Raw genomic sequence first — 26509 nt, 5'->3', positions numbered from 1 at the left:
TTAAATCACATAGTTGTTCACTAGAAAATAGATCATGTGAATCCCAAACAGTATCAAAATCACTCCCACAGATCGGTTGAGGATCAGCACTTTATGTGGAGTCACTAAAGAGCGCAGACGATGAGCGATGAATGCTTTGGTGATATCTGTAACGAAGATGGTAGTAAGCACTCCCATGAAAAAATAAACCTGCTCAATGGGTGAGAAATCATAATTTACCGCCACTAGCCCGATAATACTCATCCAAAACACCACTATGAAAGGGTTCAGCCCGTTTAAGAAAAAACCTTTTGCTACATATTTCACAAGGGACAACTCCTTCTTACCATCGATTTGATTTTTATACACTTTGGGCTGCTTAAACCAGGAGTAAATTCCATAAGCTATAAGTATCACCGTACCCCCTATGGCCATCCACATTCGTGTATTGGGCTCTTCTAATAGGGATGCGGCGCCCATCAAAGCCAAGATGACGTAAATCACATCACTTGCGGATATACCAACTGCTAAAAAGATGGCTTTTTTAAAGCCCTTCTGCACGCTGGTCTGCACCAAAGAGAAAAAAGCTGGCCCAATGGAAAAAATGAAAACCAGCCCAAAAATAAGTCCCGTAATATATGGAGGCATTAACTCGATATTGTCAATTTCTGATCGGCTAAGAAGGATTTCCAATCTTCCGCTTTAGCCTTTTTTAAGACTCTTGGGAATTTGTTTTGTCCGCCTTCTTTACCTTGTTTTTTCAACCAATTGTAGAAGATTGATGTTGGCAGCACATGCACATTCATCTCTTTGAGTGCATGTCCCCGCTCTACTTTATAATCGTCATTGAGTGCCATCAACGCCTCATCTAGTTGTTTTCTCAAAACTGACTCATCTACAGGGTCATCAGTGCCAATGAACCAATTATGAGCAAACAGATTACCAGAAGCCTCACCCAACACCGTAAATTCCCTTATATCAATGTTCAACTGATCTCCTACCAGCTCCACTGCCTTATTCATATTGTCTAGAGACAAGTGCTCACCGCACAAACTCAGAAAATGTTTCGTACGACCCGTGATGACGATTTCCGCTTCTTCTACAGATGCAAACTTAACAACATCTCCTATAAGATACCTCCACGCCCCGGCATTAGTAGATAGTAGCAGTGCGTATTCTTTACCAGCTTCTACGTCGTTGATCTGAAGAGTTTCGGGATTTTCCCTCAGAGCGCCTTCATCTGTAAAATTGGCATCAGTAAAAGGAACAAACTCATAGAAAATCCCATTATTCAACACCAGCTTCATCGACTTTTTGCCCGGTGTATACTGAAAAGCAATAAATCCTTCACTGGCCAGGTAGGTCTCCATATATACGAGTGGGTGTTTCAGCAGCCGTTCAAAACCTTTTTTATATGGCTCAAACGAAACACCACCATGAACAAAAATTTTCAAGTTTGGCCAAATATCATGAATAGACTTTACCTGATAATGGTTTACAATCTTTTCCATTAAGATCTGCAGCCAGGCCGGCACACCCACTATGATCCCGATATCCCAGTCTTTTGCCTTCTTGGTGATTTCATCCAACTTCGCCCCCCACTCTGAAGTCTTCGCAATCTTCTTTCCGGGTTTATAAAAATGCTGAAACCAAAAGGGAATTTGAGAAGCTGTAATCCCGCTCAGGTCCCCCTCGAAATAAGTGCCGCTCTTTCGTAGGTTTGTACTTCCCCCCAGCATCAAGATCCCTTTCGTAAAAAGATCGTCTGGCAAGTCATATTTAGAAAGCGTCAGGATTTGGCGAACACTCGTTTTCCTGATAGACTTGATCATGTCTTTGGTGACCGGTATGTATTTAGAAGAGGCCCCAGAGGTGCCGCTGGACAGAGCAAAGTACTTTACCTTACCCGGGTAACTAATATTCTTTCTACCCTCTTTGGAGAGATGCCACCATTCATCATACATGCGGTCATAGTCATATACAGGAATACGCGATTTGAACTCCTGATAGAATTGGTCGCCGTTTTGCTTTTTGAAAAACCGGAGCAGCTCATGAAACCGAAAATACTTACCAAACTCAGTGTGCTGGCTATGAATGAGGAGTTTACGCAGCTCCTGCTTTTGCAGATCAAACGGAGAAGTGTACTGCTGCTCGAGACTTTCTCTAAGGATTATACCTTTTTTGAGAAGTGTACCTAAAATGGCCATGAGTATCTAATGCAAGTCGTTAATTTTACCTTTTAGTCAAGCCAACAATCAGTCGGCAGATAAAGTTAACCAAGTCATTGAAGTATATACACTACTGATGTCAAATATCGCAGAAAATCTCTCTCACATAAATCACTTAATTGGTGAGCGAAAAGCCACGCTGGTAGCCATAAGTAAAACGAAACCTATCAGTGATATAGAAGCTGCTTACCGTGCTGGTCAGCGTCATTTTGGCGAAAACAAAGTGCAGGAAATGACCGAAAAAAGTGAGCACCTACCAAAAGACATTAAATGGCACATGGTAGGCCACTTACAACGCAATAAAGTAAAATACATAGCTCCGTATGTCCATTTAATCCACTCTGTAGATAGCCTACGACTGCTAAAAGCAATCAACAAGGAAGCTACCAAAAACAACCGAGTGATCAACTGCTTGTTACAGGTTCACATTGCAGAAGAATCCACAAAGTTTGGCTTTGATGCTGAAGAGCTCTATGAACTACTATCAGGAACAGACCTCTCCAACCTGGAACATATAAAAATTAGCGGGTTAATGGGAATGGCTACCAACACCTCTGACACTGAAAAGGTAAAACAAGAGTTTTTAGCCTTAAAGCAACTATTCGATGAAATCCGAGAACGCTACACATTGCCTAACTTAGACTTGAGTGAGTTATCGATGGGTATGAGTGGTGATTTTGAAATTGCTCTGGATTGTGGCAGCTCCATGATCCGGGTGGGAAGTTTAATTTTTGGAGCACGAAATTATGGATAAAAGACACTTGAATTTAGGAAGCACCTTTGCAGCATTGGCTGTAATCATTGGAGCATTTGGAGCGCATGCACTTGAAGCCACACTGATCGCCAACGATAAAATAGCAACATATGATACTGCGGTACAGTATCATATGTTTCATGCATTAGCCATCCTCATAGTGGGCCTACTAATGAAGCATCAGCCACACCAGCTACTGAAACTAGTAAGTTATCTTTTTGTAGCTGGTATAACTGTTTTTTCAGGATCGCTTTACGTGCTTTCTATTACAAACTACTCCATTCTGGGTGCTATCACTCCTTTAGGTGGAGTAGCATTTATTGCGGGTTGGATCCTGTTGATTGCTTATTTAATTAAGCATTAATCATCGTCTTCGTCATCATCATCTTCGTCATCATCGTCATCATCATCCTTCTTTGAAGACGTATCAGCTTTTACTCCTGGTATGGTCTCAGTAAGCACATTAGTAGTAATTCGTACACTTGCAGTACTATTTACCGCATTTGACATGACCCGTACAGTTTTGTTTTGCTTACCTACTTTACCTCTACTGTTAAAGTTGACAGTGATTTCAGAAGACTCTCCTGGAGCCAAAGGCTCTCTGCTCCAATTGGTAGCTGTGCATCCGCACGTCGTTTTGACACTAGAAATGATTAATGGTTCATTGCCTGTGTTTTCATAGGTAAACGTATGTGAGACCCGATCACCTTGTTTGATATCTCCGAAATCATGAACTGATTCGGAAAATGTAATTTTAGGTCCGTTTTTAGAATTGTCATCATCATCATTGCTTTGTGCAACCACGCCAAATCCGATGCATAAAATGAATAAACTTGCTAAAACTCTCATGTTGTATCTGATTTTTTCAAGTAAAGGTAACGTAGAGTAATTGATATTGTTGAAGAAATTATGAGTGATTCGATCAGTAAAGCCATTTACGAGAAGAAAGTCAAAGCCAGAGCCTGTGGTCTTTTGATAGAAAATAACGAGATATTGATGCTCAGGCACAGAGGTATCGGTACTGACGGATACATTTGGAGCCCTCCCGGCGGAGGGATTGACTTCACAGAGGATGCGCCAGGGGCCGTATTGAAGGAGTTTAAAGAAGAAACCGGACTACAAGTGGCGGTAGAGGAGTTTCTTTTTGTCAACGAATACAGAGATGAAAAACACCATGCCATAGAGCTATTCTTCAAAGTTAGGCGGTTAGAAGGCACGGTTAGTTTAGGAAAAGACCCAGAAGTACCAGATGACGAACAAATTTTAGATAAAATAGATTGGCTCTCTATTGAAACCATTAAATCAATGAATCCTAACAACTTACACAATATTTTCAGGCACATCACAGCGCTCGATGAACTCCTGGAATTGAATGGCTTTTTTAACTTTGCGCAGATTTCAATAAAATAGCGTTTCGCTAACAATCGAATTATCCTTATTATTGCAAAAAACCTATCATAAATGAGCAAGACAAAAATCTTCAGTTACATCTTCGGAATTATTGCCATTGGTCTAGCCTATTATCTTTATAACTCAATTAGCACGAGTATTCAGGAGACTGAGCGCATTGCGAAATTGGAGGCACGTATCATTGAGCAATTGAAGATGATCCGAGAAGCTGAGTTGGCTTATGCAGCTGTACATGGACAATACACGAGTGACTGGGAAAAACTTACAAACTTCCTTGATACAGGTAGTTTCTACATTACCGAGCGTACTGAGACAGTTATCACCCTGGATTATGGAGCTGACAGTACTCACGTAGAAATAGACACCATCGGAACGGTGCCTGTTCGTGATTCGTTGTTTACAGCAGATAAATGGCCCAAATTCAACTTATCTACCCTGCCATATGTACCTGGTGTGGAGCCTCCAACCAAATTTGATGTATGGGCAGACAAAATCGAAAAAAGTGGTGTGAAAGTAAACGCTATAGAGGTGAAGAACCCGAAACCAGTTAACCCTGAGCGGGATGAAGAAAGCGAATACAACACCAAAAAGCCACTTAGATTTGGTTCTAGAACGAGTGTAACAACCGCAGGAAACTGGGAGTAATTTTGAGCAGCACTGCCACATCCAATTATAAGCTGGTTAAAAATATAAAGACCGGGAGCTTCGATCTGAAGAAGCTCCCGTCTTATTCTTTATGCCTACAAGTAGGTATTCGTGATTTTCAGTTGTGTGTGGTCAATAAGCAAACCAATACCTGCCTGGTATTGGAAGACTACAAGCTGGAAAACATCAAAACAATCAACACTCGCCTTGAGGCCATTCAAGGCATTATAGCAAATCATTCTTTTGCTAGTTCGGACCTGTGGGACAACATCAAACTAACCTTCAAGACCCATAAGTTCACTTTAGTTCCAAACAGTCATTTCATACCTGAGGCTAGTAGTGACTACCTCGCACTCAACAGCGAGATAAAGACAAAAATAGAGGAGGTCTATTATTACAAACACATCTCATCGGATGCTGTCAACATCTTTGCTGCTGATAAAAAGGTCATAGCCTGGGCAAAAGGCCAATACCCAAACAAAAGCATACAGGTGATTCATCAAGGCAGTACCTTAATCGAAGGAATCCTGGCCTACGATGACCACTCTCATGAAAAGGCAATGTATGCTTACTTCGATAGAGGCATACTTCACCTTACCGTATGTCAACAGCAAAAATTGCTTTACTACAACCAATTTGCGGTAAGGAAAAGTGAAGACTATTTAAAATACATCCTGTTGGTATTTAAAGAAGTAGGACTTTCTGCCAAGACGAGTAAACTGATCGTTTGGGGACTTATAAAGACTAACGCTCCTCAGGTAGAATTACTTAAAAAATACATCAGGAACATTTCGCTAGGCACTAAACCTAACTTCTTAAAGTTTTCTGAAGCCTTTGAAGACGTAGCTGACCATCGCTACTTCGACCTGTACAGTATATTTCTCTGCGAGTAATGAAAAAGGTAGCCATTTTTCCGGGCTCTTTTGATCCATTCACCAAAGGCCATGAAGATATCGTATTGAGAAGCCTTGAGCTTTTCGATGAAGTCATCATTGCAATGGGACACAACACCAAGAAGAAAAGGTATTTCGATGCAGAATTGATCCTGGGTAAGATTCGTGATGCATTTTCGGGAAATGAGCGTGTCAAAGTAATCGTCTATGATGAACTAACAGCCATCCTGGCCAAAAAATACGACGCGAAGTTTCTGGTGCGAGGCTTGAGAAACACAACTGATTTCGAATATGAAAACAGTATTTCTCAAATCAATAAATACTTGAATACAGGGTTAGAGACTGTTTTTCTTATTACCTCTCCTGAACTGGCTCCGATCAGTAGCAGCATCATTCGAGAAGTGCATCGGTATGGAGGTGAAGTAGCTCCGTTTTTACCTTACAAGCTCTGATCGTGTATTTTGAGGAGTTTATGATACTCCTGAATGACTACCCTTATAGAGCGGTAGGAATTGTACAATGCAGCGCGCAGTTCACTTAGGTTCATCCAACGAACCTCTTCTATATCTTCTTCTTCCTGTGGCGCTAAAGCACTATCATCTATGCAGTTCATGGCATACCAGTGCGTCTTTTTGAGCACATATTTCTTCTTGGTCACATAAGTGTGCCACGTAGCATTGATCTTTTTCTCAATGGTGACTTTTACGCCAGTCTCCTCTTCTACTTCCCTCACAGCACAAGCTCGCTTTTTCTCACTTTTATCCAGCTTACCTTTAGGTATATCCCATTTACCTTTTCTCAAGATTAGCAGTATTTTGCCATCCTTATCTACTACTCCTCCCGCAGCTTCAATTACCTTAAACTTTGACTTGATATACTTGATGATTGCACTTTTATCCGAACTGGTAAATGTTATCGAATCTACCTTTTTCAATTTATTGTCTGTCATTACGTGCAGCAATTCATCTACCTTATCAGGTGAAGCATCACGTATGAGCACATCATCTATGAGAGATTTTGGTTTAATTTTAGTCGTAGCTCCATCAATGACCAGGTCAAACTCATGGCCCTCATCCAATTCTTCACTACTGATTATTCTTACCGGGATATCGTTGATGAATATTTTCACAAGAAGTTTAGCTTTGCTTACAAATAAAGCACAAAAATGCTGTGGTGAAAAAGCACCTCATCAAGAAATACTAAAATTTAATATACGTAATGTCCGTAGAGAAATTTGACACACAATTGGCAGAAGAAATAGCAGATGCCTTACTATCCGCTGAAGCCATTAAAATACAGCCCAATGATCCTTTTACCTGGGCTTCAGGTTGGAAGTCGCCAATATATTGTGACAACAGGGTAAGCTTGTCGTACCCGAAAATACGAAATCAGGTAAAAGAAGGACTCGTGAAACTGATTAAAACTACATACCCTAATGTAGAATGTATAGCTGGTGTAGCTACTGCAGGTATACCTCAGGGTGCTTTGGTGGCTGACGCACTGGACCTGCCATTTATCTATATACGATCCAAGTCAAAAGCTCACGGCATGCAAAATCAAATAGAAGGTGTAGCTAAAACTGGCGCTAAAGTGGTGCTAATAGAGGACCTGATCTCCACTGGAGGAAGCTCTCTACAAGCAGCAGAGGCGGTAAGAAGTGCTGGGATGGATGTGATAGGCATGGCAGCCATCTTTACCTATGGTTTTGGAATATCCGAAGACAACTTTGCTAAACACCATGTAGACCTTACTTATTTGAGTGACTACCCCACCCTGATAGGTAAAATGATCAAAGACGGGAAAATAGGTGCTGATCAGGAAAACACACTGTCTTCCTGGCGTGACAATCCAGCACAGTGGAATCAGTAAAACTTTTCTTCTACACCCAGGCCAAATAATGCAAAATCATATTTCACAGGATCCTCAGGATCTAGTTTCCTGAGGTTTGCTGTGAGCTCTTGAGCGGTCTTCCAATCAGTCTGTTTTCGAGTGATAAGACCTAATTTACGGGCCACACGGTCCACATGAAGATCACAAGGGCAGACGAGCTGACCAGGCTCTATTCGCTTCCACAAGCCAAAGTCCACACCACAATCATCGGCTCTTACCATCCATCTCAAAAACATCACCAGCCGTTTGCAGGCAGAGTTTTTTGCCGGACTGGAAACGTGTTTTCTTGTGCGAGGTGGATAATCAGGTAAGGAAAAGAAATAGTTGTAAAATGACACCAAATGGCTTTCTACATCCACACTACTGGTATCTGCAGCATGAACAAACGCTTCTTCTAACGAGCTGAACCGTTCGTAATGGTATCTAAACAGTGAAATAAAATAGCGTGCATCCGTACCGTTGAAAGTACGGTGCTTGAAATTCACAAATGGCTTAAGGTCCGATTCCGTATGATTTAAGATGAAGGCATGTGGATCATTGTCCATCATCCTAAAAAACTCAACACACTTGCTAATAATCGTTTTGCGTTGCCCCCAGGCGAGTACCGCGGCTATAAAGCCTGATATCTCGATATCCTGCGGCTTAGTATACCCATGAGGAATGCTCACAGGATCGTGCTCAATAAAACCTGGTTGATTGTATTGCTTTACTTTCGCATCTAAAAAATCTTTTAGCTCCGACTGATTCATGACCTACTACTCCTCATAGTAGCTTACCTCTACGCGAGTTTTAGGATCTATTACCCCCAGGCGATCAAAGCATATCGGAGTTAAACGAATCAAGACATTCTCGTTTAGTCCAGTATCAGGAAGCTTACCAACCACCCTAACAAAGATCTTTTGATTGTTCATGAGGTTTCTGACTTCCATCAGCGTGCCCACCTTAAGCTGGCGGTGCAAAGCCAAATACTTCTGTGTTTCCGCTACGCCTTCTATTTTTCTGGCCGTACCCTCTTCATATACTTTTACGAATCCGCTCTGATCTTTTACTTTTTTGCGAGTACCGTAAGCCAATTGCTCTACTTTGTCAGCTGTGCGCATAAGTTCTTCATCCAGCTTTCCTTTGATTAGCAGCTTTTGACCAATTGTTAAGTAGGTGTTGTCAAGTTGATTCCAGATCACGATGCTATCTGGTCGCACCTTAAATCGTTTGGCTATAGTTTCTAACAAATCACCACTCTGCACATAATAAGCAGTAAATCCAGCAGGCAGTTCTCCAGAGACTGTCTTGCCTGACTCATTATTTACTTCTTCAGCAGGTTCCTCAGCCTCCGTAGGTTGTGGCTGTTCATTTTTAGGCACCACTTTTAATACTTGCCCTATAGACAATTCATTGCTGGTAAGCGCATTCCACGATTTCAGATCACCTACTGCTACACCGTATTTTTGAGATATTGAAAAGAGCGTCTCTCCTGCTGACACCATATGTGAGGTGTGTTTCCCTCTAACTTCTTCTGGTTTAGGCTCAGCAGTAGCCTCAGAAAAGACTCCTGGTTCTTCCTCACTCACTTCTACAGGAACCCGGATTACCTGACCAAGGGCTATTTGGTTATCCTCAATACTATTGACAGATGCAATCTGCTGCAGCTCTGACCCATATCGCTTGGACAAACTATATAGCGTTTCTCCTTTCTCCACCTGATGGATCACAAAATACCTCTTGCCATCCTTCTGTAACCTCACCGAATCCCCAACATGTGCTGAGGCTTGAGCGATCATTAGTATTCCTAGTATCGATAGTAAGTACTTATAACTCAATCCCATTAATTTCATTCCCATTTTTGACATACACCAATAACCCATCGAAGATAAAAAAACCGCCTGCAGCAAATCCAGACATCTTCGAATCTATTCGATCGTGAAGTATCTCCTCCCCTGATTTTAATACTAGCAACATCCGATCAAACTTGCTATCAGAACGTTCGTAGTAGCTAATTATGATATAGTTGTTGATTTCAAAATATTCACAGCCTACAGGAGACGATTCTTTGGACAAAAAATCAAAAACCAACGAATGACTGTCACTCCCTGGTGCATAATACACTGGCTCGTCTAAGTCCTCATTAACCTTTGGCACATCCACAATCTCCAATGTAAACGATTTAGTTTCTCCCTGGTTTTTCAAACTTTGCCCATACACCACATTTCCTTCTTGCTTTACAAACTGGAAATCTTCATACCGATTTACCAAACCGTGATTGGCCGCATCATAGACCAACAAACTTTTTTCTGTAGGGTTTTGTGGATCGGTGTATTGTTCCAGAAGTAAATACCCCCCACTCACACGCAAGAGTGACGTCCACCAGTCTGTTTCAGCGAACTCTATCCTATCACCCAACGCTCCCGAAGACAATTCAACTGAGCGAAAAAACAATCTCTGTAACTCTTCATCTCTGAACTCCATCCACAAGAGACCTGTGGAGGAATCAAAGGCAGTTTGCCAAAGTTTCCCTTCTACAGGTAAAGAAAATCTGAAAGAAGCTACAGTCACCAAAGTTGATTCTCGTATTTTTAAAGAAATTTGTCGTCCAAAGTTAGGGCACCCATTATGCTTATAAAACACATCGGAGTAATCTTATTTCTAATGCTGACTACAGCCACGCATGCTGCTGACAGCACCACGGTACAGGTACTACATTTGAAAGTACAGGCCAACATAGATCCACGCACCAATCGCTATACCGAGTTGGGTTTGGCACATGCCCAGGAGCTAGACGTAGACTTTGTCATCCTGGAACTGGACACCTATGGAGGCGCCCTCAATGATGCCGATGAAATCCGTACTCGCATCCTTAATTTTGACCGCCCGATATATGCTTTTATCAATAAAGATGCCGCATCTGCAGGTGCACTTATATCCATTGCCTGCGACAGCATATACATGGCCAAAGGCTCGAGCATAGGTGCTGCTACTGTAGTCACTCAAGATGGTGCCGCGGCTCCTGACAAGTACCAGTCCTATATGCGATCGATTATGCGCAGTACAGCCGAAGCAAAAGGCAGAAACCCTAAAATAGCTGAAGGCATGGTAGATGAGGACATTGACCTGGACAGTATTGCCACAGAGGGCAAAGTGGTTACTTTCTCAGTATCTGAAGCCATCCAATACGGTTTTTGTGAAGCGCAAGTAAACAGTATTGACGAAATAATGACCAGATCCGGAGTGACATCTTATGAAATAGAAGAATACAAACTAGATCTCACAGAGCGAATCATTGCGCTTTTCTTAAATCCTTTCGTAAGTGGCATACTCATTCTAATAATTATTGGAGGGATTTACTTTGAGCTTCAAACTCCAGGTGTGGGCTTCCCCATTCTGGCCTCAGCTATTGCAGTCATTTTGTACTTCACACCTTATTACCTCAATGGGCTTGCTGAAAACTGGGAAATCATTGCCTTCGTGGGAGGAGTTTTGCTGATCGCCGCAGAAGTCTTTATCATCCCGGGCTTTGGTATAGCTGGTATAGCCGGGCTGATATTGACCCTCGGATCGCTGGTTCTAGTCATGCTCAACAACGACGCATTGGATTTTTCTTTTGTGAATATGGATGACATATTCATAGCAGTAGCCACCACGTTGGCAGGCCTTTTTGGTGCTATAATTGTCATGTTTTTTGGGGGTGTTAGGCTCGCCAACTCTAAAGTATTTCAAAATATTGCCCTACAGGATGTGCAGGATCAAAGTCAGGGATACACCTCTAGTTATTACAAAAGCAAGTCGTTGGTGGGGAAAAAAGGCACTGCATATACCATACTCAGGCCGAGCGGACGTGTAGAGATTGAAGGGGAGCTATATGATGCCTACACACGTGGCAATTATATAGAATCTGGCACCACAGTAGAGGTGATTTCTGACGAAGGCACATCGCTCAAAGTACGGGAGTTGAAATGAAAATCCTCGGGATCATACCTTCGCGAATGGGCTCCAAAAGGCTTCCTGGTAAGCCGCTAATTCCGATCAATGGAAAGCCTATGATTCGACGTGTATACGAACAAGCCGTACAGAGTAAGCTGCTTGCTCGTGTAGTGGTAGCCACAGATGATCATCGTATAGCTGATGAAATCACCCACATAGGTGGAAATGTGCTAATGACTTCCAGTACACACCGCAACGGTACCGAACGCTGCGGAGAAGTCTTGCAGACCTACCCCGAATACGACTATGTGGTAAACATACAAGGAGACGAGCCCTATGTACATCCCGACCAAATAGACCTGCTGTGCGATACGCTGGATGGGAACGTCGAACTGGCCACCCTTGCAAAAAAAATAACGCAGGAAGCCACTCTTCATGATCCTTCAAAAATCAAGGTAACCTTCGACCGGACGGGTAAAGCGCTCTATTTTAGCAGAACCTGCATTCCTTACCTTCGAGATCATAATAGCAACTTGCTAGCCCACCATGATTTTTATAAGCACATTGGGCTTTATGCTTACAGGTCAGATATACTTCCTAAAATCAACCAACTGCCTCCTGGCAAGCTGGAGCAAGCAGAGTCATTGGAGCAACTGCGCTGGATGGAAAATGGCTACAGCATACAGGTAGGCATAACCACACTAGACAGCCAAATGGTGGATACCATGGCTGATGTAGCACATCTTGAAAACATCTATTCTAAATGAAAAAAGCATTAAAACTATTCACATGGTTGCTCATGGGGGTAGCCGTTGTGTTCTTCTGGCTTTCACTCCGAAGTACCGAAGGCAATCTGGAATATACCCTTTGGGCCATGGGAGCCATAGCTCTGGCATGGATTAGCAACTACTTTTTACGGCGTTATGAAAAGAAGGAAAAACAAGACTGACTCTTGCCTCAACTGTGGCCGACCATTAGACATATCGTTTGACTACTGCCCGGCATGTGGCCAGGAAAACAACGACCGTCAAATAAGCTTCAGAGAACTTCTCGGTGATTTTTTTGCGAATTATTTCTCTTTTGACTCGCGCTTTGGACGAAGCATTTATCCATTCTTTTTGAAACCCGGAACACTCACCTCCGAGTTTATGGCCGGCAAGCGAGTACACTATGCCAACCCTATAAGACTCTACCTGGTCCTAAGCCTGGTTCATTTTTTCTTTCTCAACCTAAGTACGCGTGAAAGAGACCCCGGTATCTTCCAATCAAAAAACACCACTACCAGTGTGCTACCCAAACCCATAGAAGACAACCCTGACATCCTCACGCTGGATGAAATAAAGGGTGATACCCTATTGAAGGATTCATTAGGTGGAGGCCCGTCCTGGCCAATTAACCAACGAGACTGGCAAGTCATTCGAGAAATGACTAAGGATAAAAACGAGTATACCGTTGCCGAAATTGAAGACGCAGTTCACAATGCTGAAAACACCTACATCACTCGAAAAATAGTCAGGCAAATCATCAAACTAATGAAGGCAGACCTGGCCTCTGTCAACCAGTACCTGCTAAAAAACATCCCGATCATGATGTTTTTCCTGTTACCAGTTTTTGCCTTACTGCTCAAATTACTATTTAGAAAAAGACTCTATATCAATCACCTGGTACATAGTCTACACCTGCACAGCTTTGCCTTTGTTATACTCACGATCATGTGGATTTCAGAAATCATCGACATGGCCATACAAGAGGAATACATTTTGGGCACTGTGATGGTTTACCTTCTGATATCACTAAAAAATACTTATCAGCTAAAATGGAAAACAGCAATTGGTAAATCCATTCTCATTGCTTTTGGCTATTCTATATGCCTGACTATAGGCTTGGCAATGGAAATACTAATCAGCTTGTTATTCTATTAAAGACCTGCAAATGGCTCACCAATTATTCAACTCTAAACAATCCCAATACCAAGCTCAATTTGAGTATCATGACAAGCGCTTCAAAGCCTTTTCCCTGTTTCGTGGACTTACATTTATAGCAGGCGCCTACTTAATCATCTCCTATTTCCAAACGGACCGAATGATCTATCTGGCGTCATTCATAGCTTCAAGTTTGCTATTTTATGCTCTAGTCATGAAATACCGGGCACACCATAAGGCCCGCAAGTTTGCTGGCATGCTTTCCACTATCAACGAAGAAGAATTGCTGCGATTGGACCTCAAACTTGAGCACTTCCCTCCTGGCAAAGAATATCAAGATGATCATCACCCATATACTACCGATTTAGATGTGTTTGGCAATCACTCGTTATTCCAATTGTTAAACAGAACTTCTCTAACTGATGCTCGCGAGTTACTCGCTGGCTGGATGCAAAAAACAGTTTCTGCTACTACCATTCTGGAGCGACAATCTACCATTAAAGCTCTTACCCCGAATATTGACTGGCTTCAAAAATTTCAGGCCATTTCCAGGTTGATGACACTCCAAAAAAAGAAAAACAAGCCACAGCTTAATGCAGAACATCTTGCTACCTGGACTTCTTTACCCACTTCTTTCCACTCACGCCGTAAAATACTGTTTGCTTTAGGTGTATTAGGAGTGCTTAGCACCCTGATTACTTCACTGCTTATCTTTTCGGGTGGTTACCCATATCAAATCATTTACCTGTCTGTAGTATTTAACATCTTGCTGCTAAGTACAGTGATCCGCTCACTCACGGTACAAAGCAAAGGCTTGGATGAAGCAGATTATTTAGTAAAATCATATAAAGGCCTGATTGCCCATATATTAACGACCCCTGCTCAAAACGGTAGAGTCGCACAGATAAGACAGCAACTAGAACACTCCAAAGCTCTTGCTGCCATCAATGAATTGCAGGCCATTACGGCACGTATCAATACTCGAGCAAACATCTTCTTTATTTTACTTGACGTGCTCTTCGTATTGGATGTGTTCATTTTACTGCGATTAGAAAAATGGAAGATACTTCATCGAGATGAACTCAATGAATGGCTAGACCTTGTTCATGAAACAGAAGCGTATGTAAGCCTGGCAGCACATGCAGCAGCTAACTCTGAAGACACCTACCCGAGTGTTACCGAACAATGGAACATCTCTGCACAACAACTCAAACACCCATTGATGCACCCTCATCAGGCTGTAAGCAATGAGTTTGACATAAACCAGCAGGGCAGTCTGGACATCATCACGGGCTCAAACATGTCAGGAAAATCCACCTTTCAACGGACACTTGGCACCAATTTACTGCTGGGCCATCTAGGATTGCCTACGAAATCCAAGTCTCTGACTTTCAAGCCTTTGCAGATATTCACTTCGATGCGCACCCGTGACAACCTTTCAGAAAACACCAGTTCATTTTATGCAGAATTAAAAAGACTTCAGCACTTGCTGCAGCTATTGAAAGGTGGTAATGAAGTTTGCTACTTGCTGGACGAGATACTCAAAGGAACAAATTCACAAGATCGACATATCGGTGCTGTTGGGCTCATAGAAAAGTTAGTAAACACTACATCAATGGGACTAATCTCCACCCATGATTTGGCATTGGCCAAAATAGCTGAGCAGGATGAGCGCATTCGCAATTTCAGTTTTAACAGCAGTATCGAAGGCAGTAAAATTCATTTTGATTACAAACTCACCCCTGGTGCCTGCAAAAGTTTCAATGCAGCACAATTAATGAAAAACATGGGAATCCTCAATTGAGCAGTGTAGTGACAGTATCCATCCTAATGCCGGTCAAAAATGGAGAGAAATTCATAAATGAAACCGTGAGCTCTATATCTGAACAATCGTACAGCGACTGGGAGCTCATTATTGTAGACGATCACAGCACAGACTCTACGGTGGATATCATCTCTTCTTTTTGCGGTGAGGATTCACGTATACGCCAGTATACAAATCCTGGTCAGGGAATTTTACCAGCTCTGGAATATGCCTTATCCCAGGCCAATGGTAGCTACGTGACCCGTATGGATGCCGATGACCTGATGCCTAAGGACCGCATCCAACTCATGGTAAATGCGATCTCCAGCCAACCAACTAAAACAATTGTGACTGGGCTGATCAGGTATTTTGGCTTAAAAGTATCTGATGGATATCGTGCCTATGAGGAATGGATCAATGATATCAACCTACAAAACCGACAGTGGACTCAAGTCTACCGCGAATGCGTAATTGCCTCTCCTAATTGGATGATCAGACGCGAAGAGTTAGATCTAAACCAATTGCAATATCCTGAGGATTACGATCTGGTTTTTGACTGGTATCAGAAAGGTTTTCACATCCACTGTATTCCAAAAGTGACGCTCTATTGGCGTGAACACCCTGATCGTACTTCTAGAAACAATTCTAACTACCAGCAAAGAGCATTTTTCAACCTGAAGATTCAAAAATTCATAGAATTGGACCTTCAAAATGGAAACCTGTGCCTTTGGGGCAACAACCTCAAATCCCAGCTTACCAAACACATTCTAAAATCTGAAAACATTCCATTTCGGCAATTTGACCTTACCAACTATCAATCCCTTACAGCTGTGAAAGATGTGAAGCTGCTGGTAGCTGTTTGGCCAGATCCTGCTCAACGAAAGAAGATAGAAGCATTTTTGCATGAAAATGGATTAGAACAAGGACGACACTGGTGGTATTTATAGCTTTGCGCAAGCACTAAAAACTATGGAAGACATCTACAAACAATCACTAGAAGCTGACAAAGAAGGCCTGTGGGACAAGGCACACGACCTTATTCAGGACCTCCCTACCGCAGAAGCAGCATGGATTCATGCATACTTGCATAAAAAAGAAGGAGATGTAAGCAATGCTCGCTACTGGTATGCGCGTGCAGGGAAGCCAGAGTACAATGGAAGTTTAGATTCTGAATGGCAAGAGCTCTGGAATGCTCTGACAAAATAAAAAAAGCCTTCACAATGTAGTAATTGTGAAGGCCTTGACCATGTTTTGGTAGCTTTAGTTTGCTGCTACGTCCATTACTGCGCGTAGGCATTCATCATTTGCGCTGATTATGTCCTGAATATCCTCATCGCTCAATACGGCTGAAACAAACAACGTTTCGAACTGAGAAGGCGCCAGGTAGATGCCATGTTGGAGCATTAAATTAAAGTACTGACCAAAGGCTGCAGTATCACACTTTTTAGCACTCTCAAAGTCAGTAACCTGAGAATCAGTAAAAAACAAGCTGTACATGCTACCAATCTGATTGATGGTCATATCCAGCCCCAATACGTCCAATGTTTCTTTGTACCCAGCTACAATTTTCTTTGTGTTAGACTCTAGCTTGCCATAGGTTTCAGGATGATCATACAAATAATTAAGGATTGTATGACCTGCCGCCATAGCTACCGGATTTCCGGAAAGTGTCCCTGCTTGATACACCGGGCCCTGTGGCGATACATAGTCCATGATTTCCTTTTTGCCACCATACGCACCTACTGGCATGCCTCCACCTATGATTTTACCAAGAGTAGTCATATCAGGAATAACACCGAGACGCTCCTGAGCTCCCCCCTTAGCTAACCTAAATCCGCTCATCACCTCATCGAAGATCAGTACGATACCTTCTTCATCACAAAGTTGGCGTAAGCCCTCTAGAAATCCCTGCTGAGGCAAAACACATCCCATATTGCCCGGCACAGGCTCTAGAATGATCGCAGCTATTTCATCTTTATTATCTGCCACTACTTGCTTCACTCCTTCCAGATCATTAAAATTTGCCTGCAAGGTGTCTTTCGCTGTACCGGCCGTTACCCCAGGGCTATTAGGCGTACCCATCGTCATGGCTCCACTGCCAGCCGCTATCAAAAATGAATCACCATGACCGTGGTAGCATCCGTCAAATTTGATAATCTTATCTCTACCAGTATACCCGCGGGCTACCCTTATAGCAGACATAGTAGCTTCTGTCCCACTGTTGACCATGCGCACACGCTCTACAGATGGCACCATTTCACATATCAGCTCCGCTATCAACAACTCACGCTCAGCCGGTGCTCCAAACGAAGGAGAATTTCTAACAGCTTTGATAATAGCCTCTTCTACCTCTTCATGTGCATGGCCCAGGATCATTGGTCCCCAGGAGTTGATCATGTCTATGTACTTATTGCCATCCTCGTCGTACATATAGGCTCCGCTAGCTGACTTGAAGAAGATCGGATCCCCTCCTACAGCTTTAAAAGCCCTGACCGGAGAGTTAACTCCCCCTGGGATATAATTTTTTGCTCTGCTAAAAAGTGACTTACTTTTTTCAATCTTCATAGGTATCTCTATTGACTACTTCGAGTTTAGCATTGTTAAATCTTACGACAGGAACGATTTGATTGTCGTTGTGAACACCATACTTGAATCCTTCAAACACACGTCCTGCATTGAACCGTCCCTCGCTCAAACCTTTCTGAAAATACTTGCCGTAGGTATGTAGCATTTGTCCGGTATACCAAACCAACTCGTAACCTCTAAAATGATTTAGTGAGGGATTAGTTTTAAATTTTTTAATGAATTTTTCGCGAAGCTGTTCATGTCCATACCTTTCATCATCCACATAGTCTGGATGTCCCATAGCCACCTTCAATCTATCTAGCTGCTGAAAGGATAACATGGTAAAGTCCAGCCAGTCACCATATCCATACAGCTTAATGCTGTCTCCACGGGTTTCCACAGCACTAATGAGGTTGTTGGCAAACAGGTTGCTACGCGTAGCTGCTAATATATGTCCTATGCTGTCAGGTTTTATAGTAAAAAGCTCCTGATAATATACAATCGGGTTGTTGTCATCGTCATAGGACACCGGCAAATCATACTCGTCATTTGCCCACTTTTTCTCAAGTTCTTCCTGTCTGATCCTCCTGTCTTTCACAAACCTTCCTGGCAGTTCACTTACAGAATCTGCTTCTGATTTTGTAAGGTAATCGGTGTACTTTGCCACCAAAGTGTCCAGTAAGCCCCGTGAGTTCTCCTTGGTTATCTCTCTGAAAAACAACACCTTAAAACCCTTTTCCTCAATAGTCTTACGGTACTCTCCTGCAAGCGTAGAATCTCGTGCAGAGCCTTCATAGAAAATCATCACATTTTTATTGTCCTCATTTTCTGTAGCAGCAAATTCCGCCAGCTTTCTACCTAAGGTTTGGTAGCTGGGTTTAAACAAAAATGAAAAGGGATTATCTCCAATCACCTCTCCATTAGAGGAAAGAGGGTTTATTGTATTGATTTTATTGGTATCTGAGAAAATATTCACCACCTCATTTGGTCCTGAATATAACGGGCCGATAATTAGGTCCGCAGCTTTTAAGCTTTCATTTTCTAGAATTTCTGATGTTACCTGTTTTTTACGTTTGGTATCGTACGGATACAAGCTGACAGGAAAGCCATTGGCGGCAAGTTCTTCTTCTGCCAGCGTCATTCCCTGATACATATCCATCACCAATCGGTTTTGGGAAATCACACGAGTATCATCCAATGATTCAAACAAGAAAGGTAATAGGACGGCAATGTTGTAAGTATCCTTTTTCACCAAAGGCAAATCGGACATTAACAAGTCATTGAGTTCGAAATTCCATCGCGTAGCCAGGTATTGTATGTACGCCATATCGCGCTCTTCAAATGGCAAACCAGCCATGCGAACCGCTACCAGTTCTGCCAGCGGTCGGCTTTTAGGAAACTGATCATGCAGTGCTTTGAGCTCCTCAAAAGCTAGTGGACTTAGAAACTGCTGTACCAGAACCTTTTCACGCTCGGCATCCATAAACTCCTCTGACAACAGACTAGCAAAACGTAAGCCTCTTAAATACTCTCCACTGCTCATGTTGCCATATGCCAGCCAAAAAACCACCTCCATTTTCTGCTCCCATTTCGGGTGCTTCTGCAGCAGTTGTTCCCAACTGGTCTCTGCCTGCTGGAAGTTTCCCTGATGATAAGCACACAAACCGTAGTAAAACTGAGCATAAGCCCCAAAAACTTCACTGTCTTTGAGGGCCCCGAAGGCTCCTTTAGCACTTGTATATCGCTTCTCACCAAAAAGCCGCTTGGCCTCCAGGTATTCAGATTGGTCACTTTGGGCCATAGCCCCACAAAACCAAAATGAAAGGGTAAATACTAGGATCAGATTTTTCAAAGCACAACTGGTTAATTAATAATAATAGCCGATTACTCCCACTCAATAGTTGCCGGTGGTTTACTACTGATGTCGTATACCACTCGATTTACTCCCTTCACACGGTTGATAATTTTATTGGAGGTATCCGCTAGAAACTCATAAGGCAAATGTACCCAGTCGGCGGTCATACCATCCAGACTTGTAACTGCGCGCAGCGCGACCACTTGTTCGTAGGTACGCTCATCTCCCATCACACCCACAGACTGTACAGGTAACAATACAGCACCTGCCTGCCACACTTCATCATAGAGGTTGTTTTCTTTTAACCCTGAGATAAAGATATCGTCCACTTCTTGTAAGATGCGTACTTTATCAGGTGTAATATCACCTAAAATCCTAATTCCAAGTCCTGGTCCCGGAAATGGATGCCTACCAAGAATATTGTCAGTGATTTCTAGAGCTCGGCCTACATTTCTTACTTCATCTTTAAAAAGCAAATTGAGCGGCTCCACTACTTTCAGGTTCATTTTCTCAGGAAGCCCGCCTACATTGTGGTGAGACTTGATAGTAACTGATGGTCCGTTTACAGATACTGACTCGATCACATCTGGGTAAATCGTACCCTGCCCTAGCCATTTCACATCCTTGATCGTATGTGCCTCTCGGTCAAACACTTCTATAAACACGCGACCAATCGCTTTACGCTTATCCTCAGGGTCAGTAAGTCCTTCCAGTGCCTTGTAAAAGTCCTCTTTGGCATCTACTCCTTTTACATTGAGGCCCATGCCTTCATAAGATTCCAGCACCTGCTCAAATTCATTCTTTCGAAGCAGACCATTATCCACAAAAATACAATAAAGGTTTTTACCTATCGCCTGGTGAATAAGTGTAGCAGCTACAGACGAGTCCACTCCTCCAGACAGCCCCATCACTACCTTGTCATCTCCAAGTTTTTCTTGAAGTTCACGAACCGTATTTTCTACAAATATGTCGGCAGTCCAATCTTGAGCAGCCCCACAAATGTGTACTACAAAATTTCTCAACAGCGCTTTTCCATCGAGGCTATGTGTTACTTCCGGATGAAATTGAATGCCATAAATAGGCTTATCTTCTACTTTGTAAGCCGCTACAGGGATGCTCTCCGTATTGGCGATGATCTGAAAATCTTCTGGCAACTCGGTAATGGTATCCCCATGAGACATCCACACCTGGCTTCCTATTTCGATCTCTTTCAGGAGGTCATAGTGCGCATTGATATGAGCTAGTTTTGCTCTGCCATACTCCCGGTGTTCTGAGCGAGACACCGTGCCACCATGCTTTTTAGCCAGCAGCTGTGCTCCATAACATATGCCCAGGATCGGATATTTCTCAAGTTTCTTGATATCCAGGTCAGGCGCCCCCTCATCCATCACAGAGCATGGACTTCCAGAGAGTATAATCCCTTTGGTGTACTCATCCGGCTCCGGAAAGTGACTAAATGGGTGAATTTCACAATAAACATCCAGCTCGCGAACTCTTCTTGCGATCAATTGGGTATACTGGGAACCAAAGTCCAGGATAAGTATTTTGTCTGTCATGCCGCAAAATTAGCAGAATCGGTCAAACGCTAAATTGATTTTTTACATCGATTTGAAATATGGTGATTTTTGCCGTGATTAGCCCGCTCAAAAGTGACCTGAAATGACACAAGAAGAAAAACGGCTGGAAGCGTGTAGAAAAGGAATACCATGGAAAGAATGGGGCCCATACTTATCTGAGCGCCAATGGGCCACGGTGCGCGAAGATTATACCGAATCTGGAAATGCCTGGGAAAGTATTGTCCATGATCAGGCCAGAAGCAAATCTTACCGATGGGGTGAAGATGGTATTGGTGGTTTTTCAAACTCCGACCAACGCATCTGTTTTAGTTGGGCGTTTTGGAACGGCAAGGATACTATCCTTAAAGAACGGCTTTTTGGGCTCACAGGGCACGAAGGCAATCATGGAGAAGATGTAAAGGAGCTCTACTACTATCTGGACAGTACTCCTACTCATTCGTACATGAAGATGCTCTACAAGTACCCTATCCAGGAGTTTCCCTACTCAAAACTGGTACTGGAAAACCAAAAACGATCCAAAGAAGAACGTGAATATGAACTAATAGATACGGGCGTATTTGATGATGACAACTATTTTGACATCTACATGGAATATGCCAAGGCTTCACCTGATGAGTTTTTGCTAAAAGCAGAAATCCATAACAGAAGTAAAAAAGCGGCCAAAATCACCGTGCTGCCTACAGTATGGTTTAGAAACACATGGTCATCGGGTCGTGACAAGCGCATACCTAAAATCACAGAAGTGAAACCTGGAGAAATGCTCCTGGAACATCACCTGTTGGGTAACTTTCACATTTATGCCGATGAACAAGTGAAAGAACAGGTCTTTTGTGACAATGCTACCAACAGAGTACGTCTGTATGGAGTACCTAACAAACAAAGCAAATACCCTAAAGATGGAATCAACGACTACATCATCGATGGCAAAAAATCGGTAAACCCAGAAAAGGTCGGCACCAAAGCATCTGCTGTTTTCAATCTGGAAATACCTGCTGGAGGTAGTAAGACAGTTAAGATTCGTGTGAGTCCCAATGAATGTACAGCCCCATTCAAAGATTATGACGAAATCTTTGAAAATGCAGTAGCGGAGGCCGACAGTTTCTATCGAGCCAAACAGGCAAAGGTGATCGACAAGGAGCTAAGGAATATTCAGCGACAAGCATGGGCCGGCATGATGTGGAGCAAACAGTTTTACTATTACAACATTAGAAACTGGCTGCATGGCGACCCTGGCCGTATGAAGCCCGCAGAAAGTCGTAAAAAAGGTCGTAACTCCGACTGGCAACACCTTTACAATTCTGACATATTGTCTATGCCGGACAAATGGGAGTACCCGTGGTATGCGGCATGGGATTTGGCGTTTCACTGCATACCTATAGCCCGCATTGATTCTGATTTTGCTAAAGATCAGCTGCTGCTGCTTTTGAAAGAACGCTACATGCACCCGAATGGTCAGATACCTGCTTATGAATGGAATTTCAGTGATGTAAACCCGCCGGTGCACGCCTGGGCAGTATTGCGTGTCTTCCAAATAGACCGTTATCAAAACGGTACTCCAGACTATGACTTCCTGAAGCGCTCTTTTCATAAGCTACTCATGAATTTTACCTGGTGGGTAAACCGCAAGGATACAGAGGGCAACAATGTGTTTGAGGGTGGTTTCCTTGGCCTGGACAACATTGGGGTCTTTGACAGGAATCACCCCATAGTGGAGGATGCCAAGCTGGAACAAGCCGATAGCACGAGCTGGATGGCCATGTTTTCGCTCAATATGCTTCGAATATCTCTGGACCTATCCATGCACTCACCGGAGTATCAGGATATGGCCATCAAGTTCTTTGAGCACTTTTTATACATCGCTGGTGCTATGAATAGCATCGGAGATACTGATGTGGATCTTTGGGATGAGGAAGACAACTTCTACTATGATGTCATGCACACACCCGACGCTCCCAACCAGCGAATGAAGGTACGATCCATGGTAGGACTGATTCCTCTGTTTGCTATAGAAATCCTCAAAGCAGAAGTTTACAATAAACTACCCGAGTTTCGCGAAAAGCTGGAATTTTTCCTCAAGGAAAGGCCTAAACTGGCTTCTCTGGTATCTCGCTGGGAAAAACCTGGAAAAGGTGAGCGCAGACTAATGAGTATTTTGCGAGGCTTTAGGATGAAAAAGATCATCGAGCGGATGCTGGACGAAGATGAGTTCCTGTCGGCATATGGCATCAGAGCTCTATCCAAATACCATGAAAAACATCCATATCGTTTCGAAATAGAGGACAAAGTCCTGGAAGTAGCTTACCTCCCTGGAGAATCTGACTCATCTTTCTTTGGAGGTAACTCCAACTGGAGAGGGCCAATATGGTTTCCGGTAAATTACCTCATATTGGAATCTCTGCTCAAGTTTTCCTACTACTATGGAGAAGAATACAAAGTGGAATTTCCAATTGGAAGCGGAGAAGAACATACCCTCCTGGAAGTGACTCGCGAAATATGCCTGAGGCTTATCAGTATTTTTACCAAAGATGAAAATGGTAACCGCCCTGTGTATGGGGATAACGAAAAATTCCAGAAAGACCCGCATTTCAGAGACCACATTCTATTTTATGAGTATTTCAATGGAGATACCGGAGAAGGTCTTGGAGCATCGCATCAAACAGGCTGGACAGGGCTGGTCGCAGAGCTTATACACAGGTATCACTGGAATTAATATCCAGATAACTTATAGCTGATGCAAGTACATTAGATTCGCAGTTTTAAGTAACACATTATTCAATGAGGTCATTACTACTATTACTATTCATAATATCGGCCGCTCAGTCAATGGCACAGCGACCTAAACTGGTTGTAGGCATTGTGGTGGATCAAATGCGCCAGGAGTATCTGCAACGCTTCGAATCAAAATTTTCTGAAGATGGATTTAAGCGCCTTCAGCGAGAAGGTTTTGAGGTGAGAAACAATCACTACAATTACATCCCCACCTATACAGCTCCTGGTCATGCCTCCATCTATACTGGCACCACGCCCAAGTATCATGGTGTCATTGGCAACAACTGGTACAGTAGACCTTTGGGACGCTCTGTATATTGTGCGGGAGACACCACAGTAGAAGCTGTGGGGGGCAGTGCTCGCAATGGGTTCATTTCTCCGCGCAATATGGTAGCCAACACCATTACCGATGAGCTTAAGCTCACCCTCAACTTTAAATCAAAGGTCATTGGAGTTTCTATAAAAGACCGTGGAGCTGCCTTGCCCGCGGGTCATGCGCCGGATGGAGCCTATTGGTACGACTCACGTACCGGCGAGTTTATGACTTCTACCTTCTACTTCGATGAACTTCCTAAATGGGTGCAGCAGTTCAACAAACGTAAACTTGTAGACAAATACCTGAATCAGGTATGGGAGCCAGTACTGCCACTGGAGGAATACACCGAAAGCACTCCGGATAATGTACCCTACGAAAGAGGATTCAAAGGAAAGGATACACCTACTTTTCCCTATGACCTGGCAAAGCTGCGCACAAAAAACGGCCCTTACAGTCTGATAAGCAGTACTCCTTTTGGCAACTCGCTAGTAAAAGACATGGCCTTAGCAGCAATGAAAGCTGAAGAAATGGGACGTGATGAAATCACTGACTTTTTAGCAGTTAGCTTCTCCTCTACTGACTATGTAGGGCACAACTTTGGACCAAATTCCATAGAACTAGAAGATACCTACCTCAGACTGGACCAAGATCTAGCTGAGCTCTTGAATGAATTGGACGAACAGGTAGGCAAAGGTGAGTACCTGGTATTTCTCACTGCTGATCATGGTGTGGTGGCCAACCCACAGTTTTTGTTAGATTACAATCTACCCGGAGGATATTTTAGTGCCAAGACTGTAGAACAAGAATTAAAAGAAGCTGTAAAATCGAAATATGGTCAGAACTTCGTTCTTGACTTTTCGAACACACAGGTTTTTCTAGACAGACCCGAAATTAGTGCTGCGGGTCTGGATCTACGCGAAGTACAGGAGTTTGTAGTAGAAGTATTGATGGAGTCATCATTCATTGCCGAAGCTTTTCCTGCATATGATCTTCAGCACTATGACTATGAAGACCCACTCAGGAAGCTTTTATTCAACGGATACAACCGCCAGCGATCGGGTGATGTGCTGTTGGTCATGAATCCGGGCTACCTTTCTGATGACTATGGCACGAAAGGCACATCACATGGCAGTGGGTTTACGTATGACACACATGTGCCTTTACTCTTTTTTGGTAAAGGAGTAAAAGCCGGCAGTACGGTATCCCCTACCTACATCACAGATATCGCACCTACTCTGGCTATGCTGCTAAACATTTCTATGCCAAATGCCGCAGTAAGCGGTGAACCTATAAAAGAACTTTTTGAATGATCGGACTAATATTTGATATGGATGGAGTGATTGTGGACAACAATGACTTTCACTATAAAGCCTGGCAACAGTTGGCAGCCCGACACGACATCCAAATAGATGAAGATTTTTATCGTGAAAAAATGAATGGCCGAACTCTCAATGAGCTAATGGACGTTGTTTTTCAAGGTAAAATACCACACAGTGAGGCATTGGCTATTGGGTTAGAAAAGGAGAAAATCTATAGAGAGCTCTATGCAAAGCACCTGGCACCCACACCTGGGCTCTTGGAGTTAATCGCAACGGCAAGCGAAAAAGAAGTCCCTCTGGTAGTAGGAACTTCAGCACCGAGCGAAAATGTGGTTTTTACCCTTGATGGTCTGGACCTCAGAAAGCACTTCACTGGAGTAGTAGACGATAGTATGGTCACTAAAGGAAAGCCTGAACCAGAAGTATATTTGAAGTGTGCAGCTATGATAAACCGTGACCCGCAGCATTGTATTGTCTTTGAAGATGCCATCTCAGGAATTACGGCTGGTCAACGAGCAGGTGCTAAAGTGATAGCATTGGCTACATCTCACAAACGAGAAGAATTGGACGCAGACCTGATCATTGATGATTTTACACAGCTACGGTGGGAACAAATCGAGATGCTTATTGACAGTTGATTTCGTTACATTAGCTGCACAGTGTTAATC

At 43.1% G+C, this 26509-nt stretch carries 27 protein-coding genes; 17 read left to right on the top strand and 10 right to left on the bottom strand.

The window, feature by feature from the left end; all coding sequences use genetic code 11:
• Both C7460_RS13610 and C7460_RS13605 read right to left on the bottom strand, forming a co-directional pair.
• Nucleotides 1-627, bottom strand: coding sequence for a LysE family translocator (locus C7460_RS13610; protein ID WP_115868665.1), 627 nt, complete (start codon nt 625-627; stop codon nt 1-3).
• Nucleotides 627-2186 carry a GH3 family domain-containing protein gene (locus C7460_RS13605; protein WP_115868664.1) on the bottom strand — a complete coding sequence of 520 codons (1560 nt, stop codon included), beginning with the start codon at nt 2184-2186 and terminating at the stop codon, nt 627-629. Before C7460_RS13605 ends, C7460_RS13610 begins: the two co-directional genes overlap by 1 nt.
• A 97-nt stretch (nt 2187-2283) precedes the next feature.
• On the opposite strand from C7460_RS13605, the gene C7460_RS13600 reads away from it, so the two are divergent.
• Both C7460_RS13600 and C7460_RS13595 read left to right on the top strand, forming a co-directional pair.
• Nucleotides 2284-2961: a YggS family pyridoxal phosphate-dependent enzyme gene (locus tag C7460_RS13600; protein WP_115868663.1), complete on the top strand. Its 678-nt coding sequence runs from the start codon at nt 2284-2286 to the stop codon at nt 2959-2961.
• Complete coding sequence (locus C7460_RS13595; RefSeq protein ID WP_115868662.1) at nt 2954-3325, top strand: DUF423 domain-containing protein; 372 nt, start codon at nt 2954-2956, stop codon at nt 3323-3325. Before C7460_RS13600 ends, C7460_RS13595 begins: the two co-directional genes overlap by 8 nt.
• Here C7460_RS13595 and C7460_RS13590 read toward each other — a convergent pair.
• Nucleotides 3322-3810, bottom strand: coding sequence for a DUF1573 domain-containing protein (locus C7460_RS13590; protein ID WP_115868661.1), 489 nt, complete (start codon nt 3808-3810; stop codon nt 3322-3324). The genes C7460_RS13595 and C7460_RS13590 overlap by 4 nt on opposite strands.
• A gap of 60 nt (nt 3811-3870) precedes the next feature.
• Here C7460_RS13590 and C7460_RS13585 point away from each other — a divergent pair, with 60 nt between their 5' ends.
• The 4 genes from C7460_RS13585 to coaD are packed head-to-tail and all read left to right on the top strand — an operon-like array spanning nt 3871 to nt 6361.
• Entirely contained in the window at nt 3871-4371 is a 501-nt protein-coding gene (locus C7460_RS13585; protein ID WP_115868660.1) for an NUDIX domain-containing protein, read from the top strand.
• 51 nt (nt 4372-4422) lie between these two features.
• The gene (locus C7460_RS13580; RefSeq protein WP_115868659.1) at nt 4423-5016 is read left to right on the top strand and encodes a hypothetical protein; all 594 of its coding nucleotides are present in this window, start codon (nt 4423-4425) and stop codon (nt 5014-5016) included.
• 2 nt (nt 5017-5018) lie between these two features.
• On the top strand, nt 5019-5909 hold the full coding sequence (locus tag C7460_RS13575; RefSeq protein ID WP_170148013.1) for a DUF3822 family protein: 891 nt from the start codon (nt 5019-5021) through the stop codon (nt 5907-5909).
• On the top strand, nt 5909-6361 hold the full coding sequence (gene coaD, locus C7460_RS13570; RefSeq protein WP_115868657.1) for a pantetheine-phosphate adenylyltransferase: 453 nt from the start codon (nt 5909-5911) through the stop codon (nt 6359-6361). The genes C7460_RS13575 and coaD overlap by 1 nt, the downstream gene beginning before the upstream one ends.
• Here coaD and C7460_RS13565 read toward each other — a convergent pair.
• The gene (locus tag C7460_RS13565) at nt 6349-7038 is read right to left on the bottom strand and encodes an NUDIX hydrolase (protein WP_115868656.1); all 690 of its coding nucleotides are present in this window, start codon (nt 7036-7038) and stop codon (nt 6349-6351) included. The genes coaD and C7460_RS13565 overlap by 13 nt on opposite strands.
• A gap of 89 nt (nt 7039-7127) precedes the next feature.
• Between C7460_RS13565 and pyrE the strand changes: the two genes are divergently transcribed.
• Nucleotides 7128-7778, top strand: coding sequence for an orotate phosphoribosyltransferase (gene pyrE / locus C7460_RS13560; RefSeq protein ID WP_115868655.1), 651 nt, complete (start codon nt 7128-7130; stop codon nt 7776-7778).
• Here the strand turns inward: pyrE and C7460_RS13555 are convergent.
• Genes C7460_RS13555 through C7460_RS13545 form a run of 3 tightly spaced genes read right to left on the bottom strand, consistent with a single transcriptional unit; the run spans nt 7772 to nt 10349 of the window.
• A complete protein-coding gene (locus tag C7460_RS13555) occupies nt 7772-8548 on the bottom strand; it encodes a TIGR02757 family protein (protein ID WP_115868654.1) in 777 nt (258 codons plus the stop codon). The two genes, pyrE and C7460_RS13555, sit on opposite strands and share 7 nt — an antisense overlap.
• Nucleotides 8549-8554: 6 nt before the next feature.
• The gene (locus C7460_RS13550) at nt 8555-9577 is read right to left on the bottom strand and encodes a LysM peptidoglycan-binding domain-containing protein (protein ID WP_221409525.1); all 1023 of its coding nucleotides are present in this window, start codon (nt 9575-9577) and stop codon (nt 8555-8557) included.
• A 28-nt stretch (nt 9578-9605) separates the two neighbouring features.
• A complete protein-coding gene (locus C7460_RS13545; protein ID WP_221409524.1) occupies nt 9606-10349 on the bottom strand; it encodes a DUF4905 domain-containing protein in 744 nt (247 codons plus the stop codon).
• A 57-nt stretch (nt 10350-10406) separates the two neighbouring features.
• On the opposite strand from C7460_RS13545, the gene C7460_RS13540 reads away from it, so the two are divergent.
• From C7460_RS13540 to C7460_RS13510, 7 genes are read left to right on the top strand one after another with little or no spacing between them, the layout of a single operon-like run.
• On the top strand, nt 10407-11750 hold the full coding sequence (locus C7460_RS13540) for an NfeD family protein (protein ID WP_115868651.1): 1344 nt from the start codon (nt 10407-10409) through the stop codon (nt 11748-11750).
• Nucleotides 11747-12481, top strand: a complete 735-nt coding sequence (gene kdsB / locus C7460_RS13535) for a 3-deoxy-manno-octulosonate cytidylyltransferase (protein WP_115868650.1) — start codon at nt 11747-11749, stop codon at nt 12479-12481. The genes C7460_RS13540 and kdsB overlap by 4 nt, the downstream gene beginning before the upstream one ends.
• A complete protein-coding gene (locus tag C7460_RS13530; RefSeq protein WP_115868649.1) occupies nt 12478-12663 on the top strand; it encodes a hypothetical protein in 186 nt (61 codons plus the stop codon). Before kdsB ends, C7460_RS13530 begins: the two co-directional genes overlap by 4 nt.
• A complete protein-coding gene (locus C7460_RS13525; RefSeq protein ID WP_115868648.1) occupies nt 12638-13636 on the top strand; it encodes a DUF3667 domain-containing protein in 999 nt (332 codons plus the stop codon). Before C7460_RS13530 ends, C7460_RS13525 begins: the two co-directional genes overlap by 26 nt.
• A gap of 10 nt (nt 13637-13646) precedes the next feature.
• Nucleotides 13647-15440: a MutS-related protein gene (locus C7460_RS13520; RefSeq protein ID WP_115868647.1), complete on the top strand. Its 1794-nt coding sequence runs from the start codon at nt 13647-13649 to the stop codon at nt 15438-15440.
• Between the two features lie 8 nt (nt 15441-15448).
• Entirely contained in the window at nt 15449-16387 is a 939-nt protein-coding gene (locus tag C7460_RS13515) for a glycosyltransferase family 2 protein (RefSeq protein WP_147302951.1), read from the top strand.
• A 22-nt stretch (nt 16388-16409) separates the two neighbouring features.
• Nucleotides 16410-16646, top strand: coding sequence for a hypothetical protein (locus C7460_RS13510; protein ID WP_115868645.1), 237 nt, complete (start codon nt 16410-16412; stop codon nt 16644-16646).
• A gap of 54 nt (nt 16647-16700) precedes the next feature.
• Here C7460_RS13510 and hemL read toward each other — a convergent pair whose 3' ends face one another.
• Genes hemL through guaA form a run of 3 tightly spaced genes read right to left on the bottom strand, consistent with a single transcriptional unit; the run spans nt 16701 to nt 21416 of the window.
• Nucleotides 16701-18005, bottom strand: coding sequence for a glutamate-1-semialdehyde 2,1-aminomutase (gene hemL, locus C7460_RS13505; protein WP_115868644.1), 1305 nt, complete (start codon nt 18003-18005; stop codon nt 16701-16703).
• On the bottom strand, nt 17995-19857 hold the full coding sequence (locus C7460_RS13500) for an ABC transporter substrate-binding protein (protein ID WP_147302950.1): 1863 nt from the start codon (nt 19855-19857) through the stop codon (nt 17995-17997). The genes hemL and C7460_RS13500 overlap by 11 nt, the downstream gene beginning before the upstream one ends.
• 32 nt (nt 19858-19889) lie before the next feature.
• Nucleotides 19890-21416 (bottom strand): glutamine-hydrolyzing GMP synthase, encoded by a 1527-nt coding sequence (gene guaA, locus C7460_RS13495; protein WP_115868642.1) that lies wholly within the window; start codon nt 21414-21416, stop codon nt 19890-19892.
• Nucleotides 21417-21519: 103 nt separating this feature from the next.
• Between guaA and C7460_RS13490 the strand changes: the two genes are divergently transcribed.
• The 3 genes from C7460_RS13490 (at nt 21520) to C7460_RS13480 (ending at nt 26479) form a co-directional block, all read left to right on the top strand.
• Entirely contained in the window at nt 21520-24147 is a 2628-nt protein-coding gene (locus C7460_RS13490) for an MGH1-like glycoside hydrolase domain-containing protein (protein WP_115868641.1), read from the top strand.
• Nucleotides 24148-24212: 65 nt separating this feature from the next.
• Nucleotides 24213-25832: an alkaline phosphatase PafA gene (pafA, locus tag C7460_RS13485; protein ID WP_115868640.1), complete on the top strand. Its 1620-nt coding sequence runs from the start codon at nt 24213-24215 to the stop codon at nt 25830-25832.
• Entirely contained in the window at nt 25829-26479 is a 651-nt protein-coding gene (locus C7460_RS13480) for an HAD family hydrolase (RefSeq protein ID WP_115868639.1), read from the top strand. The genes pafA and C7460_RS13480 overlap by 4 nt, the downstream gene beginning before the upstream one ends.
• Nucleotides 26480-26509: the final 30 nt, after the last annotated feature.

It is taken from the genome of Marinoscillum furvescens DSM 4134, assembly GCF_003386095.1.
GTDB classification, from domain to species: Bacteria; Bacteroidota; Bacteroidia; order Cytophagales; family Cyclobacteriaceae; genus Marinoscillum; species Marinoscillum furvescens.
Note: the sequence above shows the minus strand (reverse complement) of the source record. Positions and strands in the feature narration are given on the sequence as shown.

Coding starts and splice junctions, on each gene's coding strand:
- C7460_RS13580 (WP_115868659.1), top strand. CDS start 4,423: ATGAGCAAGACAAAAATCTTCAGTTACATCTTCGGAATTATTGCCATT.
- C7460_RS13540 (WP_115868651.1), top strand. CDS start 10,407: ATGCTTATAAAACACATCGGAGTAATCTTATTTCTAATGCTGACTACA.
- hemL (WP_115868644.1), bottom strand. CDS start 18,005: ATGAAGATTGAAAAAAGTAAGTCACTTTTTAGCAGAGCAAAAAATTAT.
- C7460_RS13600 (WP_115868663.1), top strand. CDS start 2,284: ATGTCAAATATCGCAGAAAATCTCTCTCACATAAATCACTTAATTGGT.
- C7460_RS13520 (WP_115868647.1), top strand. CDS start 13,647: ATGGCTCACCAATTATTCAACTCTAAACAATCCCAATACCAAGCTCAA.
- C7460_RS13605 (WP_115868664.1), bottom strand. CDS start 2,186: ATGGCCATTTTAGGTACACTTCTCAAAAAAGGTATAATCCTTAGAGAA.
- pyrE (WP_115868655.1), top strand. CDS start 7,128: ATGTCCGTAGAGAAATTTGACACACAATTGGCAGAAGAAATAGCAGAT.
- C7460_RS13595 (WP_115868662.1), top strand. CDS start 2,954: ATGGATAAAAGACACTTGAATTTAGGAAGCACCTTTGCAGCATTGGCT.
- coaD (WP_115868657.1), top strand. CDS start 5,909: ATGAAAAAGGTAGCCATTTTTCCGGGCTCTTTTGATCCATTCACCAAA.
- guaA (WP_115868642.1), bottom strand. CDS start 21,416: ATGACAGACAAAATACTTATCCTGGACTTTGGTTCCCAGTATACCCAA.
- C7460_RS13490 (WP_115868641.1), top strand. CDS start 21,520: ATGACACAAGAAGAAAAACGGCTGGAAGCGTGTAGAAAAGGAATACCA.
- C7460_RS13610 (WP_115868665.1), bottom strand. CDS start 627: ATGCCTCCATATATTACGGGACTTATTTTTGGGCTGGTTTTCATTTTT.
- C7460_RS13530 (WP_115868649.1), top strand. CDS start 12,478: ATGAAAAAAGCATTAAAACTATTCACATGGTTGCTCATGGGGGTAGCC.
- C7460_RS13550 (WP_221409525.1), bottom strand. CDS start 9,577: ATGATCGCTCAAGCCTCAGCACATGTTGGGGATTCGGTGAGGTTACAG.
- C7460_RS13585 (WP_115868660.1), top strand. CDS start 3,871: ATGAGTGATTCGATCAGTAAAGCCATTTACGAGAAGAAAGTCAAAGCC.
- C7460_RS13480 (WP_115868639.1), top strand. CDS start 25,829: ATGATCGGACTAATATTTGATATGGATGGAGTGATTGTGGACAACAAT.
- C7460_RS13555 (WP_115868654.1), bottom strand. CDS start 8,548: ATGAATCAGTCGGAGCTAAAAGATTTTTTAGATGCGAAAGTAAAGCAA.
- C7460_RS13590 (WP_115868661.1), bottom strand. CDS start 3,810: ATGAGAGTTTTAGCAAGTTTATTCATTTTATGCATCGGATTTGGCGTG.
- kdsB (WP_115868650.1), top strand. CDS start 11,747: ATGAAAATCCTCGGGATCATACCTTCGCGAATGGGCTCCAAAAGGCTT.
- C7460_RS13510 (WP_115868645.1), top strand. CDS start 16,410: ATGGAAGACATCTACAAACAATCACTAGAAGCTGACAAAGAAGGCCTG.
- C7460_RS13525 (WP_115868648.1), top strand. CDS start 12,638: ATGAAAAGAAGGAAAAACAAGACTGACTCTTGCCTCAACTGTGGCCGA.
- pafA (WP_115868640.1), top strand. CDS start 24,213: ATGAGGTCATTACTACTATTACTATTCATAATATCGGCCGCTCAGTCA.